The 14,239-nt window shown below is 67.6% G+C and carries 14 protein-coding genes; 8 read left to right on the top strand and 6 right to left on the bottom strand.

Going from position 1 to position 14,239, the window contains the following annotated elements:
- The first annotated feature begins 26 nt into the window (after positions 1-26).
- Positions 27-329 carry an amphi-Trp domain-containing protein gene (locus MU558_RS11275; RefSeq protein WP_246966372.1) on the top strand — a complete coding sequence of 101 codons (303 nt, stop codon included), beginning with the start codon at positions 27-29 and terminating at the stop codon, positions 327-329.
- A 162-nt stretch (positions 330-491) separates the two neighbouring features.
- On the opposite strand, the gene MU558_RS11270 is transcribed toward MU558_RS11275, so the two are convergent.
- Positions 492-2,210: a pyrroloquinoline quinone-dependent dehydrogenase gene (locus MU558_RS11270; RefSeq protein ID WP_246966371.1), complete on the bottom strand. Its 1,719-nt coding sequence runs from the start codon at positions 2,208-2,210 to the stop codon at positions 492-494.
- A 6-nt stretch (positions 2,211-2,216) separates the two neighbouring features.
- On the bottom strand, positions 2,217-3,125 hold the full coding sequence (locus tag MU558_RS11265) for a hypothetical protein (RefSeq protein ID WP_246966370.1): 909 nt from the start codon (positions 3,123-3,125) through the stop codon (positions 2,217-2,219).
- A 235-nt stretch (positions 3,126-3,360) separates the two neighbouring features.
- Here MU558_RS11265 and MU558_RS11260 point away from each other — a divergent pair, with 235 nt between their 5' ends.
- Positions 3,361-5,508 carry a CDC48 family AAA ATPase gene (locus MU558_RS11260; RefSeq protein ID WP_246974957.1) on the top strand — a complete coding sequence of 716 codons (2,148 nt, stop codon included), beginning with the start codon at positions 3,361-3,363 and terminating at the stop codon, positions 5,506-5,508.
- A gap of 80 nt (positions 5,509-5,588) precedes the next feature.
- Here the strand turns inward: MU558_RS11260 and MU558_RS11255 are convergent, their stop codons facing one another.
- Positions 5,589-5,930, bottom strand: a complete 342-nt coding sequence (locus MU558_RS11255) for a cupin domain-containing protein (protein ID WP_246966369.1) — start codon at positions 5,928-5,930, stop codon at positions 5,589-5,591.
- A 93-nt stretch (positions 5,931-6,023) separates the two neighbouring features.
- Between MU558_RS11255 and MU558_RS11250 the strand changes: the two genes are divergently transcribed.
- The 6 genes from MU558_RS11250 (at position 6,024) to MU558_RS11225 (ending at position 11,424) form a co-directional block, all read left to right on the top strand.
- Positions 6,024-6,920 carry an ABC transporter substrate-binding protein gene (locus tag MU558_RS11250; protein ID WP_246966368.1) on the top strand — a complete coding sequence of 299 codons (897 nt, stop codon included), beginning with the start codon at positions 6,024-6,026 and terminating at the stop codon, positions 6,918-6,920.
- A 5-nt stretch (positions 6,921-6,925) separates the two neighbouring features.
- A complete protein-coding gene (locus MU558_RS11245; protein WP_246966367.1) occupies positions 6,926-7,918 on the top strand; it encodes an ABC transporter substrate-binding protein in 993 nt (330 codons plus the stop codon).
- Between the two features lie 5 nt (positions 7,919-7,923).
- The gene (locus tag MU558_RS11240; RefSeq protein ID WP_246966366.1) at positions 7,924-8,895 is read left to right on the top strand and encodes an ABC transporter substrate-binding protein; all 972 of its coding nucleotides are present in this window, start codon (positions 7,924-7,926) and stop codon (positions 8,893-8,895) included.
- Positions 8,892-9,323 (top strand): VOC family protein, encoded by a 432-nt coding sequence (locus tag MU558_RS11235; RefSeq protein WP_246966365.1) that lies wholly within the window; start codon positions 8,892-8,894, stop codon positions 9,321-9,323. The genes MU558_RS11240 and MU558_RS11235 overlap by 4 nt, the downstream gene beginning before the upstream one ends.
- Positions 9,324-9,413: 90 nt before the next feature.
- A complete protein-coding gene (locus tag MU558_RS11230) occupies positions 9,414-10,541 on the top strand; it encodes an ABC transporter substrate-binding protein (RefSeq protein WP_246966364.1) in 1,128 nt (375 codons plus the stop codon).
- Positions 10,542-10,590: 49 nt separating this feature from the next.
- On the top strand, positions 10,591-11,424 hold the full coding sequence (locus tag MU558_RS11225) for an ABC transporter permease (protein WP_246966363.1): 834 nt from the start codon (positions 10,591-10,593) through the stop codon (positions 11,422-11,424).
- Between the two features lie 4 nt (positions 11,425-11,428).
- On the opposite strand, the gene MU558_RS11220 is transcribed toward MU558_RS11225, so the two are convergent.
- The 3 genes from MU558_RS11220 to MU558_RS11210 are packed head-to-tail and all read right to left on the bottom strand — an operon-like array spanning position 11,429 to position 14,191.
- Entirely contained in the window at positions 11,429-12,208 is a 780-nt protein-coding gene (locus MU558_RS11220) for an ABC transporter permease (protein ID WP_246966362.1), read from the bottom strand.
- On the bottom strand, positions 12,195-12,944 hold the full coding sequence (locus MU558_RS11215) for an ABC transporter ATP-binding protein (protein ID WP_246966361.1): 750 nt from the start codon (positions 12,942-12,944) through the stop codon (positions 12,195-12,197). The genes MU558_RS11220 and MU558_RS11215 overlap by 14 nt, the downstream gene beginning before the upstream one ends.
- The gene (locus MU558_RS11210; RefSeq protein WP_246966360.1) at positions 12,941-14,191 is read right to left on the bottom strand and encodes an ABC transporter substrate-binding protein; all 1,251 of its coding nucleotides are present in this window, start codon (positions 14,189-14,191) and stop codon (positions 12,941-12,943) included. Before MU558_RS11210 ends, MU558_RS11215 begins: the two co-directional genes overlap by 4 nt.
- Positions 14,192-14,239 lie beyond the last annotated feature (48 nt).

The raw sequence follows: 14,239 nt of genomic DNA, 5'->3' as shown, positions 1-14,239 counted from the left end.
TCGTCGTTCGTGTGGGACAAACACTCATGGCAGATGACGTCAACTTGCCGGACGACAGGTCGAGGGAACGAAGGACGATCACCGACGGCTTCTTCGAACGCGAGGTGTACCTCTCTCGAGCCGAGACGGCGGCGTTTCTGCGCGACCTCGCCGACTCGATCGACGACGGGACGACGCTGACGATCTCGAGTGCCGACTGGGAGATTCCCTTCGAGTACGGCGAACCGATCGAGGTGGAAGTCGAGTTCGCCGAGCGCCGAACCCGGGAACTCGAGATCGAACTCGAGTTCACCGAACCGGAGGGTGGGGGCGACCTCAGCGTCGAGTGATACGGGCTGCTGTACCGATTTCCCGGTGCAACCGCGACCGCCCTGCCGTTGCATCGGAAATGAGGTACAGTAGTCAGTGTGAGACCGCCGGCAGCATCGGCAGCTCGTTCTTGTCGGGCAATTAGCAAACGGCGACGCAGAGAAAGCTGCTGCGAGAGGTGGTCAGGCTGCCATCGAGAAGACGGCGAGTCGGTCGTCGCGACCGCCGGTCCCGCGGCGCAGCCAGCCACTTCCGCCGATCTGGATGGCGACGTACTGCTTTTCGGTCTCGGGGTCGTACCAGCTCATCGGACTACCCGCGATCGACACCTCGCCGACGTCGTACTCCCAGAGGTGGTCACCGGTTTCGGCGTCGTACGCGATGAATTTGCCGTTCTGCGTGCCACCGAAGGTGAGTCCCGTCGTGGTCGTCAGCAGGCCACCCCACAGGTACGCACTGCCCTCGATCCAGTCGCGCCAGACGCGCTGGCCCGTCTCCGGATCGACCGCGACGATGGCGCTGATCTTGTCGTTGTAGCCCTCGGGGACGGCCTCGGTCTCGTCTTCCAGGATGCCACCCCAGTACTTCTTGCCCTCTTCGTACTCCTCGAAGCGCCACCAGGCTTCCTGTGGCGAGTTGTTCATCTTGAAGTACGCCAGGCCGGTTTCGGGGTTCCAGGCCGGCGGCTGCCAGTCGTTGCCGCCCATCGCGCCGGGCATGAACGCCATGCGCCGGCCCTCGTCGATGTGCGGGATCATCTTGAACATGTTCAGCTGCTGGACGCCCGGTTCGCTGCGCTCGATGAGCTCGCCGGTGTCGGAGTCCATCGTATAGATCCAGGCCGTCTTCCCCGCCGAGACGACGACGTCCGTGGTCATGTCGCGGTGTTCGATCTCGAGGTCGCGGATCAGGATACGCGGTGCGGCCGAGTCGTAGTCCCAGACGTCGTGTGGCGACTCCTGGTGGGTCCACAGGCGTTCGCCCGTCTCGAGGTCCATCGCCAGCGTCCCGGCGCTATTGCGGTTCGGTCCTGGACGGACGGAGCCGTCGAAGTCGGGGCCGGGGTTGCCCACGGGGAGGTACAGCCGCCCCTTCTCGGCGTCGATCGTCGCGGTCATCCAGTTCGTCGCACACGACTGCTCGATGCTGTCGCCGACCCACTCCTCTTCGGGCGAGGTCCACGTGTGCCAGAGCTGTTCGCCGGTTTCGGTGTCGAGCGCGGTGTGGAAGCCGCGAACGCCGTACTCGCCGCCGGCGCTGCCGGTGAACAGCTTGCCGTCGTAGACGACGGGTGCCCACGTCGCCGAGTAGCCTTCCTCGTGGTCGGCGGTGCTCGTGTACCACTCCTCCTCGCCGGTGTAGCGGTTCAGTGCAACGACGCCCGAGTCGAGCGTCGTCATGAACACCTTGTCGCCGAGGACGGCGACGCCGCGGTTGTTGTCGTCACAGCAAAGCACCACGTCGGAGGGAACCGCGTAGGTGTAACTCCAGAGCGTCTCGCCCTCGCGGGCGTCGATAGCTTTCACGTGGTTCGGCCCGTTCGACTGGTACATCACCGGCGGATCGCCCGGGACGATCAGCGGCGTCCCCTCCATGCTCGAGCCGGCACCGACGTGCATCACGTACTCGAGTTCGAGGTCGGCGACGTTGTCGGGGGTGATGACGTCGGCGGTCGTACAGCGGTGCTGTTCGTAGTTCCCCCCGTAGGTGAGCCACGCTTCCGGGTTCTCACCCGACTCGAGGATCATCTCCTGGGTGACGTCCACCTCCGGAATCCGGTCGACGTCGTGCTGGTGTGTCACCGACTCGTCGGGCGAGCCGAGCACCCGATACCCCTGGTCTGTTTCCCGTACGATCGTGTCCTGTGCGGCCTTGACGGCCCTGTCTTCTTCGATTCCCATTGGTTGTCACCTCGGTCGCGCCTTGCTCGGCGCACGCATGTCTTCCGTGATCCAGAAGACGTCCTTGCAGATCTCTTCCTGGTTGACGATCGTGATCGCCGCACTGGCGGTCAGCGCGGCGGTCAGCTGTGCGTCGGTCAGCGGTCCGTCCTCGGCGACGTCGAGTGCGGCCTTCGTCATCGCGTACAGCCCGCCGAGCATCGCCTTGACGTCCGAGTAGCCGTCGTCGAGGATCTCGTCGGTGACGAGGATCCGATTTTGCCAGAGGTGGACGTCGAGCGCGTTGATCCACAGCAACGCACCCCCCATGGCCCGCTGGTGAAGTGGCGGCACGTGCTCGACGTCGAACTCGACCTCCTCCGGAATCTCCTTCGTCGGTACCCACCGCGCCAGTCGCGTGTTGTTGTTCACGACGTTCATCACCAGCACCAGCTTCTCGCGCTCGTCGAACCCGATCGTCGAGAGTTCGGACGTAAGCGGCTCCGTCCGGATCAGCTCGTGTGCAGTGTGTTCGATGTGTTCCGGTGTGAACCGCGGCAGGCTGTCTTCGACGCTCTCGAAGAATCCGACGTCCACGAGATGGTCGTAGACGCGCCAGCCCGGAGCGACGAGTTCGCGATACAACTGTTCTGGCTCCGTCTCACCGTCCGGGATCCCCGCCTCGCGGACATCGGGAAGCCGTTCGATCTGCGTCGCCAGCTTCCCGAGTTCCTCCTCGAGCAACGACTCGTCGAGTTTGCCCGAGAGGTCACGTCGGATCGACACCCCCATCGAAGCGAACTCGGGGTCGGTCTCGGCGTCTACCGACTCCCGAATTCGCTCGAGCGTCAACCGGCCCTCTTCCGGAACCTGGCTCATCCCGAGGTTCCGGACCAGCTGCCGTTGAGCTTCGTCTGTTATCTGTGTGTTAGTCATGATTCGACTCGTGCGTGACTCGTGAGAACACGCACCAGTGCCGTGAGAATGGCCAACGAATCACTATATAATACTAGCCGTTTATATTCCCTTACATATGGTGGAAATAATTGCTCCCGAGACTCGTCGTCAGTTGCGTCCAGGCCCGACGGTGATTAGAACAGAACCGCCCGAGTCGAACGTCCCGTGAACTATTATTGCCGTCGTACGAATGTAGGGTGTGAAAACTAATAGCCTGGAACTTGGTGTCACGCCCGGACGAGGACGGGTCGACGAGGGAGCGGTCGTCCTCGATCGCGACGCGAGACGGGAACTGGGGGTCGAGGTCGGCGACTGGGTGCTCCTCGAGAGCGACGATCGACGGGCCGTCGCGAGGGTCGGCACCGGCGACGCCGAACGCGGTCACGTCCGGCTCCCGGAGCGACTCCGTCGGAACCTCGGAGTGGCGGTCGACGACCGCGTCGCAGTCGACGCCGTCGACGTGACCGACGCGGATCGGGTCACGATCGCCCTGCCCGAGGACGTCGGCGTCGAGGAAGGCGTCGGCCTGCACGTCAGGGACGCCCTCGTCGGACGAGGAGTCGTCGACGGCCAGGTGCTCTCGGTCGCGCTCGGCTACGGCTCTCTGCCAGCGGAGGCGAGCCGCCAGGTACCGGTCCGCGTGACGGGGACCGACTCGAACGGTCCCGCGGTCGTCCGCGACTGGACGGCCATCACCGTCGACGAAGAGCCCGCACAGGGGCTCACAGACGAGTCGACGGACCGACCCGCCGTCACCTACGAGGACGTCGGCGGCCTCGAGGCGGAACTCGAGCGAGTGCGCGAGCTGATCGAGCTTCCTCTTCAGCACCCGGGCCTGTTCGACGCGCTCGGCGTCGATCCACCTTCAGGCGTCCTGCTCTACGGCCCGCCGGGGACCGGCAAGACGCTGATGGCCCGCGCCGTCGCAAACGAGATCGACGCGCACTTCCAGACGATCTCGGGGCCGGAGATCACGTCGAAGTACTACGGCGAGAGCGAACAGCGCCTCCGGGAGGTCTTCGCGGAGGCCGAGGCGAACGCACCGGCGGTCGTCTTCGTCGACGAACTCGACTCCATCGCGCCGACGCGGGACGGATCCGGCGGCGACGCCGAGAGCCGGATCGTCGCCCAGTTGCTCTCGCTGCTCGACGGCGTGCGAGACCGAAAACGCGTCGCCGTCGTCGGAACGACCAACCGGGAACACGTCGTCGATCCCGCGTTGCGCCGCCCCGGCCGGTTCGACCGCGAGGTGGAGGTCGGCGTTCCCGACGCGCAGGGCCGCGAGGAGATCCTCCGGATCCACACCCGAGACGTGCCACTGGCCGACGACGTCGACATCGAGCGCTACGCCGAGATCACCCACGGGTTCGTCGGGGCCGACCTCGAGCACCTCGTCAGGGAGAGTGCGATGAGCGCGCTCCGGCGGGTGCGTCCCGGCGACGACCTCGAGGTGACGCCGGCAGACGTCGCCGACGTCGACCTCGAGGTGACGGATCGCGACGTCCGGGACGCGCTCACGGGCGTCGAACCCTCGGCGTTGCGCGAGGTGTTCGTCGAGGTGCCGGACGTCTCGTGGGACGACGTCGGCGGCCTCGAGGACGTGAAACGACGGCTGCGCCAGACCGTCCAGTGGCCCCTCGAGCACCCCGACGCGTACGAGCGGGTCGACCTCTCGCCCGCGAAAGGCGTGTTGCTCTACGGTCCGCCCGGCACGGGCAAGACGCTGCTCGCGAAGGCGGTCGCGAACGAGGCTCAGTCGAACTTCATCTCGATCAAGGGGCCGGAGTTACTGAACAGGTTCGTCGGCGAGTCAGAACGGGGCGTTCGCGAGGTCTTCTCGAAGGCCCGCGAGAACGCGCCGACGGTGGTCTTCTTCGACGAGATCGACGCGCTGGCGGGAGAACGCGGTCGGAGCGCCGCCGACGCAGGAGTCGGCGAGCGCGTCGTCTCGCAACTGCTGACCGAACTCGACGGCCTCGAGACCCTCGAGGACGTCGTCGTCGTCGCGACGACCAATCGCCCCGACCTCCTCGACGACGCCTTGCTCCGGTCGGGTCGGTTCGACCGACACGTCCACGTGCCGGTTCCGGACGAGGAGGCTCGGCTGGCGATCTTCGAGGTCCACACCGCAGCCAAGCCCCTGGCCGCGGACGTCGACCTCGAGCGACTGGCGGGCGAGACCGACGGCTACGTCGGCGCGGACGTCGAGGCGATCTGTCGCGAGGCCGCCACGGCGGCCATCGAGGAGTACGTCACCGACGCGCGAACCCTCGAGGACCTCGTGCTCACTGCGGCCCACTTCGAACGAGCACTCGAGGTGGTCGAACCGACGACGGCGGGCGACGCCAGGTTCGATACTTAGTGTTTCGTCGAGCCTGAATCGCTGCGCGGAACCGATCGCTGCCGTCCGGTTCCGCGCATCGATCGACGGTTGACGGAATACTATGTTTCCCGCCAGTCGGGTTGCTCGCGCGGCGGTGCGAGCACGCCGATCCCGATCGCGGGTTCGTCGGACCGGTTCTCGGCACCGTGGCGTTCCCCACTCGGGAACCGGTAGCAGTCGCCGGGCGAGAGCGTGACCTCCTCGCCCTCGACCAGCGCGACCAGCGTCCCGTCGAGGACGTAGCCGATCTGTTCGTTGTCGTGCCGGTGTACGGGTAGCGTCGCGCCGGATTCGATCCGCCAGTACTTCACGCAGGCCCGCCGCCCGGTCGCCAGGTCGGCGAGGTACACTCCCTCCGCAACCTCGTCGAACGTCGTGTCCCCGGTACTTACCCTGTCCATGGTAGCATACCTCACTATCGCCCTGTCCACGACGACTCATATAAAAATTCTCGAGAAACCTTTATCAGTCCGTTCGTGATTAGCGACGAGCGCATGACAGAGAATGCCTCACTCAGATTGTTTCACCTCCCGTTCTCGTTCGTCCTCCCGCAGCGGGTGGCGGCCGAACGGGGCTACTTCGAGGCGGAGGGACTCGAGGTCGACCTGGTCGAGCGCGACCGGCGGTCCGTCGAGGTAAAGTACATCCCCGCCGAGGAGACGCTGACCGGCGACTACGAGGTGGACATCTACCCGGTGTGCAAGTGGGAGAGCCTCAGGCGAACGTGGCGAATGGACGACGGGCGGGTCGTCGCGAACGGCACCTTCGCCGACCAGCCGTACACGGTGTTCACCCACCCGGAGACGTCGATCGAGTCGCCGGCGGACCTCGCGGACGTCCCGGTCGCCGTCAACCGCCGAACCGGCCAGGAGTACACCGCGATGCGAGCGCTCGAGGAGCACGTCGATCCCGAGGAGGTGCGCCTCGTCCACTACGGGATGCCGACCGATCGCCTGCGCGCGCTCCGGGACGGCGAGGTCGACGCCGTGACGCTGCTCGACCCACAGAGCACGCTCGCGGAGTCCCTCGGCTTCCAGCCGATCCTCGAGTTCGAGAACCACGTGGGGATCGTCGGCGGCGACGACGTCGACCGCGACGTCCTCGAGTCGTACGTCGCTGCCTACACCCGCGCCGCCCGTGACGTCAACGAGAACCCGGAAGCGTTCCGCGAGGAGTACCTCGAGATGCTCGAGAAGGACCTCGAGGTCGCGCCCGACCTCTTCGAGGACGTGGACGTGGCAAAACTTCGCGAGCGCGTGACGGTTCCGCGCTACGAGGTGCCGGAACCCGCCGACCGGGACGATCTCGGTGCGCAACTCGAGTGGATGAAAGACCGCGGCCTCATCGACGGCGAGGCAGACCTCGACGCCATCGTCGCTTCGCTCGGGTGAGTCCCATGGAGGCAGTAGACCTCGAGACCCAGCAGGTCGAACTGGACGCCCACCACGACGATCCGGGAGACCGGCCCATGTTACGAGCGCGATTCGAGCACAACGGCAGCCCCCGGTACATGCTCTACACGATCAAACGGTTCGGGTACGACCACGATCACGACTTCCACCTCGACGTGCAACTCGTCTCGGACGAACTCGAGGGCGGCGTCGAGACCGTCGAGGCGAAGTTACAGGGAGGCGAGGCCGACCTCATCGACATCGACTACATCTCGACGGCGCGCGAGCGGGCCGAGGGCGCACCGATCGTCGCCGTTCACCCGTACGGCCGGACGGTCGGGGGGCTCGTCGCGCCGACGGACTCGCCGATCGAGGATCTGACGGATCTGCCGGGCCGGCGCATCGGCGTCGTCCGCCGGCTGGACAAAAACTGGATCCTGGTTCGCGCGGCGTGTCGCGAGTACCACGGCTTCGACCCCGACGACGAGGCGATGCCGGTCGAGTCGGGATCGAAGGTCGAACTCACCCGCATGCTCCGGGACGGGGAAGTCGACGCAATCCTCCAGTTCTGGCCCATCGTTCCCGAGATCACCGAGACGGGCGACTACCACGAGGTGCTCCCGATGTCCCGGCTCGTCCAGGACCTCTCGGAAACCGACCGGAAGTTGCCGATCTCGACGTTCCTCACGAGCGAGAACTACCTCGCGGAGAACCGGGAGGCGGTCCACGGATTCACGGGCGCGTACCGGGACGCCGTCGAACGACTCACGACCGACGACGAGATCTGGACGGAGATCGGCGAGCGGCTGATGTACGAGGACGACGACGCCGTCGTCCGCGCCGTCCGCGACGGCTGGCGGGACATGGTCGTCGCCGACTGGGACGAGGAGACGGTCGCCGGGATGGAACGGCTGTTCGACCACCTGCTCGAGGTCGCGGGAGCCGACGCCCTCGGCGTCGATCGCATCCCCGACGACACGTTCCGCCTGGAGGTCTGATCGCCGTGGAATCGATCACCTTCCAGCTCAACTGGGAACCCAACGGCTTCCAGGCCCCGTACTTCCTCGCACGCGAGCGGGGTTTCTACGACGAGGAGGGACTCGAGGTTCGGTTCGTCGAGGGACACGGCTCTCCGTTCGCCGCCGAGCAGGCCGCTCGAGGTGCGGCCACGTTCGCGCTCGCAGGTGCCAGCGCCGTCCTCTCCGTCCGGAGCCGCGGACTCGAGCCGCTGGCCGTCGCGGCAGTGACGGCGAAGACCCCGGCGGCGATCTACACGCTGCGGGACGTCTTCGGCGAACCGCTCGAGCAGCCGGAAGACCTCGCCGGACGGACCGTCGCCCCCTCGGCGACGAAGACGCGCATCCTCGCCGCCCAGTTGCTCGAGAACGCCGGAATTCGCGACGAGGTCGACCTCCGGGACGTCGACCCGCACACCCACCACCGCGTCGAGCACCAGCTGCTCGACGGGGACGTCGACGCGGCGGTCGGCGTCGTCACCAACGGCCTCGAACTCGAGCGCGACCACGACCGGCCGGCGGACGAACTCCCGATCGGGGAGCACCTGGGCGTCTACGGGATGACACTCGTGACGGAGCCGTCGTTCGCGGCCGATAATCCCGAGACGGTGCGGGCGTTCCTCCGCGCCACCGCCCGCGGCTGGGCTGTGGCGTCGCGGGAACCGGAGGCGGCCGTCGACGCGCTGGTCTCGCGCAACGCCACGCTCGAGCGCCGCCGGGAGATCGAACGCGAGAAGTTCGAGGCGGCCGCCGGCGACCTCCAGGTCACCCCGCACGTCGCGGAGACGGGGTGGGGGAACCACGACGGCGACCGCTGGCGACGGCTCGGCGAGACGCTCGCGGAGACCGACCTGCTCGAGGGCGAGATCGATCCAGACGCCGCCTGGACGAACGAGTACCTCGACGCGGACGCGCCGGCGATCCGCGACTATGCCGAACGTGCGGGGCGGTGGCGATGACCGCACGCGCCGTCGACCACGTGAACGTCGACGTCGACGACCTCGAGGCGTGCTACGAGTTCTACCGGGACGTCCTCGGACTGTCGTTGCTGCGCCCGCCGGAGGACTTCCAGGGCGAGCATGCCATGTTCGAGGTCGGCGAGACCGTCGTGACGCTCGTCGAGACGGGACGCGCCGACGGGTGGTCGCCCGCGGACCTCGAGCATCCCCTCGACAAGGGCCACCTCGCGTTCGAGAGCTCGCGCGAGCGGTACGACGAGTTCGTCGACGACCTCGACGGCCAGTTCCCGAAGCAGGGACCGTACGACTGGGGCGAGTTCGAGGGCTTCTACTTCCTCGACCCCGACGGCAACCTCCTCGAGGTGGTCACGTACGATCCGCCACGAGCGGAGCGCGACCGGCCGTTGCTCACGCACGACGACGTGTGACGCGGTCGGCAGGAGTCGGTCCCGCTCCTTATAATGATTTTCGCAAATGATTTTTATACGCCTTCGTGGACAGTTGGTGACGGTGAAAGAGTGACACGCATTCACACAGGGCGTGGGGAGAGGGCGGCGCGCAACACGCGACGGGGATTTCTGGCGGTCGCCGGTGGGGTCGCCGTCGCCGGCTGTACCGGGAGGTTCGGGAGCGACGGCGAGCCGAACGACAACGAGCCAAACGACGTGGGCGACGACACGGCGGACGGACCCGAAGTCGAGTCCGTCTCCCTGTTGCTCAACTGGAACATAAGCGGCCTCCACGCGCCGTACGTCGCGGCCGACGAGAACGGCTTCTACGAGGAGGAGGGCTTCGAGGCGGTCGAGATCGAGAGCGGCGACGGCTCCGACTTTGCGGCCAACCAGGCCGGTCTCGGCAACGTCGAGTTCGCGATCTCGAGCAGCGACCAGATCCTCAACGTCAACAGTCGAGGACTCTCGCCGCTCGCGGTCGGCATCGTCATGCAACGGAATCCGAACGTCGTCTTCGCCAGTCGCAAGCAGTTCGGCGAACTCGCCGACGCCGAGCAGTTAGACGGTGCCACGGTCGGGAGCGGCCCCGGCATGGTCCGCCAGATGACGCAGGCGTTTCTCGACTCCCACGGGATCCTCGAGAGCGTCGAGTACGTCGACACCGGGTTCGACACCGTCCAGCAACTGCTCGGTGGCGAGATCGACGCCGCGGGGGGCGTCTTCGGCGACGTCGTCGACGCCGAACACCAGGGCGGCGAGATCGACGTTCTCCCGATCGCGGACGCGATTCCGTCGTACGGCCACCTCGTGGCCACCGAGAAGGACTTCGGCGATGCGAACCCGAACACCGTCCGGGCGTTCCTCCGGGCGACGGCCAGGGGTGCCGTCTGGGCGAGCCAGAACCCGGACGAGGCGATCGACCTCCTCGTCGACGTCCAGCCAGAACTCGAGGAGGTCCGCGAGAACCAGGCCGACAAGTGGGGCGTCATGCACGGCGAGTACATGACCTCGGAGACGGTGCGCGAGAACGGCTGGGGGTTCAGCGCCGCCGACCCGTGGGAACGAACGCACGAGGTGCTGGCCGACGGCGACGTCCTCGAGGGTGACGTCGACCCGAACAACGTGTGGACGAACGAGTATCTCGACGCAGAGTACGAGTACGTCGCCGACTACGCGGAACTGGTCGAAGAATGAATCGCGTTCGAACGGCCCGGTCACGACCGGAACGCGGAGACGAGAGACGATGAGCGACGGACGCGGAGACCGACACGGCCGACCACGCGTGGACGTTCCCTCGCTCGCTCGACGGAGGGGACAGAGCGTCGTCGACGTCGGCCTCGCCGCGACGAGTCGTGCGTTTCCGCCGGTCGCCGTCCTCGCAGTCGTCCTCCTCGCGTGGCACGCCGCCGTCGTGGTCTCCGACATGCCGACGCTGATCCTCCCGTCGCCACTCGAGGTCCTCGAGGCGCTCGCCGAGACGTATCCGACGCTGCTCGAGGACGCCGCGGTCACGGGGCTCACCGCGGGCCTCGGATTGCTCGCCGGTGGGACGGTCGGGTTCGTCCTCGCGTTCGCGATGACCTACTCGCGGGCGGCGACGCGGACGCTGTTGCCTTACGTGGTCGCGTTGCGCATCGCCCCCCTGATCGCCGTCGCCCCGCTCCTGTTTCTCTGGTTCGGCCGGGGCGTGCTGGCCCGGGCGCTGCTCGTGACGACGCTGACCGTCTTCCCGATCACGATCGCCGCGGTCGACGGACTCCGGAGCACGCCGGAGTCGTACCTCGATCTCGCGCGCACCGTCGGCGCGTCGCGGACCGCCGTCTTCCTTCGCGTGCGCGTCCCCGCCGCCGCGCCGAGCGTGTTCGCCGGGTTCAAGATCGCCGCGACGCTTTCCGTCGTCGGTGCCGTCGTCGCGGAGTTCGTCACGCTCGAGGCGGGGCTGGGCTACCGTGTGTTCGACACCGCGGCGTACCTCCGAACGGCCGAGACCTACGCCGCCCTCGTCGTCCTCTCGGGGCTCGGCGTGGGCTTTTACGTTCTCCCCGTCGCCGCCGAACGCGCGTTCTGGCGGGCGTAAGGGATCACTCGAACTCGAGACCCACCCACCGGAGGACGCCGCGCTGTGCGAGCACGACGACGCCGTAGAGGGCGAGTCCCTCAAGCAACAGGACGACGAGCGCCGCGAGCATGACCTCGGGACGGACGTTCTCCGAACCCAGGAGGATAATGAATCCGAGGCCGTCGTCCGCGACGACCCACTCGGCGACGACGGCTCCGACGACTGCGAGCGTCACCGACTGCTTGAGCCCGGCGAAGACGTCCGGCAGGGCGTAGGGGACGTCCACGTACGCGATCCGCTCGAGCGTGCTGGCGTTTACCGACCGCAACAGGTCGTGGTGCTCCGCCGGTGCCCGGTCGAGTCCCGCCGCCGTGCTCAACACGAGCGGGAAGAACGTGACGAGCGCGACGAACACGGTCGCCGTCGTCGTTCCCGTCCCCAGGTAGATCAGAAGCAACGGCGCGATCGCGAGTTTCGGCAACACCCTGACCGTCACGAGCGAGGGGTAGATCGCCCGCCGAAACCACGGGACGTACGCGACGAACGCCGCCAGCAGGAATCCAGCGAGGACACCCACGGCACCCCCGTAGACGACCTTCTCGAGCGTGTTCCAGGCGTTGTGCGCGTACAGCGTCGGATTTCCCAGGAGCTGGGCGGCGACGGCCCGCGGCGACGGCAACACGAACGACGGAACGTCCGCGAACGTCACGATCGTCCACCAGAGCGCGATGCCCACACAGAGCGCGCTCGCCGGGTAGAGCACGTCCGCCGCGGCGGCGCGAACGCGTTCACTCGTGGCCATGGGTTTCGTGTAACGTCCGTCGCACCGCGGCGACCTGGCGCTGGAACGCGCTCGAGCCGAACACTTCCTCGTCGCGCGGCGTCGGCAGGTCGACCTCGAACGTCCGCTGGATCCGTCCCGGCTGTCCGCCCATCACGACGCAGCGGTCGGCGAGGAACACCGCCTCGGGGACGCTGTGGGTGACGAACACGACGGTCTTCCGTTCGCGCCGCCAGAGCGCTCTGATCTCGACGCCGAGTTCGTCGCGGGTGATCTCGTCGAGTTCGCCGAACGGTTCGTCCAGCAGGAGGACGTCCGCGCCGAGGTGGATGGCGCGGGCGATCGCGACGCGCTGTTTCATCCCGCCGGACAGCGCCTGCGGGCGCGCGTCCTCGAACCCCTCGAGCCCCATCGACGCGAGCAACGCCCGCGCCCGCTCTCGCTCCGGCGGGTCGTCGGCCATCGTCCGGAGGAACACCACGTTCTCGAGTGCGCTCTTCCACGGCAACAGGGTGTGTTGCTGGAAGACGAACCCGACGTCGGCGTTCGCCTGGGCGACGTCAGGTGGCCGTCCGTCGATGCGGACGGTGCCGGTCGTCGGCTCCTGCAGTCCGGCAATCGTCCGCAGGAGCGTCGTCTTTCCGCAGCCAGACGGGCCGACCACGGTGACGAACTCGTCTCCGCTGACGCAGAGGTCGACGTCCGCGATCGCGGTGAAGTCCTCGAACGCCACCGTGACGTCGTCGAGTTCGATCATTCGTCGAGCAGTCGCCCCTGTCCGAGTGCGATTCGGAGTCGATCCCACATCTCCTGGCGCTGCCACCCCCAGCCGCGTTCGCGCATGGCGTCGCTCTCGCCGAATCTCGAGGCCGCCCGCTCGAACGTCCGCCGGATCGACGCCGGTTCGTCGTCGGCCACCGCGGCGACCCGCGCTGTGGCCGGCTCCGGGTCGCATCGCGCGTCGGCCCAGCCGGCCGTCGTTCCGGCGAGAAAGCCCGCGAGCGCCGCGGCCCGATCGACGAGGACGTCCTCGCGAACGATCACCGTCGGCCCGTAGATGGGGAAGTGATCCGTGATGGGGAGCGTGTCGACCGTTCTCCCCTGCCGCTCAAGCTGTCGTGGATCGGTGATCGACCCGGTCACGACGTCCGCCTCGCCCGCGAGCAGCGCGTCCCGTTCCTCGCCGGTCGTGTCGACGATTCGGATGTCGTCGGCGAACGCCGTCTGCGAGAGGAAGAGCCGACCGAGCACCCGCGTCTCGGAGTTCGGCGGCATGCCGATCCGCCGCCCCTGCAGCTGCTCGACGCTCCGCAGCGGCTCGCCGAACGCCTCGCGGACGGTGTAGAGGACGGTCATCGCCCGCTGGTAGAGGACCGCGATCGGAACGACCGGGACGTCCGTCGCTCGTGCGCGGGCGACCGTCGCGGCACCGACGACGCCGACGTCTGCGTCGCCGGCGGTGACCCGCTCGAGAGCGCGTCGCGATCCCTCGTAGTGGTCGACGGTCACGTCGACGCCGAACTCGTCGTACCACCCCGCCGTCTCGCCGGCGTAGACGGGGAGGTGGAGCCCGTTCGGCCGCCAGTTCAACGCGACGGTGAGGTCGCCGGTCGTCGACCCGGAACGGTCATCCTCGATCCCCGCGTGATCAGCAGCCCGGTCGAGCAACTCGTCCGCGTGGCGTTCGTACGCACAGCGGACGGCCGACTCGGGGTCGCCGACGGGTCGCCACGCCGTCGGCGGGCGACCGGGATCGTCGTCTCGAACGTGCGTGCGCTCGAGCAGTCCGACGGACTCGAGTCGCTCGACGGCGTCGACGACAGCCGCCCGGTTCAGTCGGGTCCCGATCCGGAGGTGGACGGTCGTCGCCGGTTCGCGCTCGCGGTCGGCACGCAACAGCAGGTACGCGAGGACCCGGCCGGCGTCGGCCCCGAGCCCGGCCGCCAGCCGCTCGACGACGTCCTCGTCCTCGTCGTCGAGTGCCCAGAAGGTACGCGTGCGCATTTGTCCCAACCCTCTATGCACTATCGCATAAGCGTATCTCCGACCGCT

This window comes from Natribaculum luteum (assembly GCF_023008545.1).
GTDB lineage: Archaea > Halobacteriota > Halobacteria > Halobacteriales > Natrialbaceae > Natribaculum > Natribaculum luteum.
This window is presented reverse-complemented; position numbering and strand designations above follow the sequence as displayed.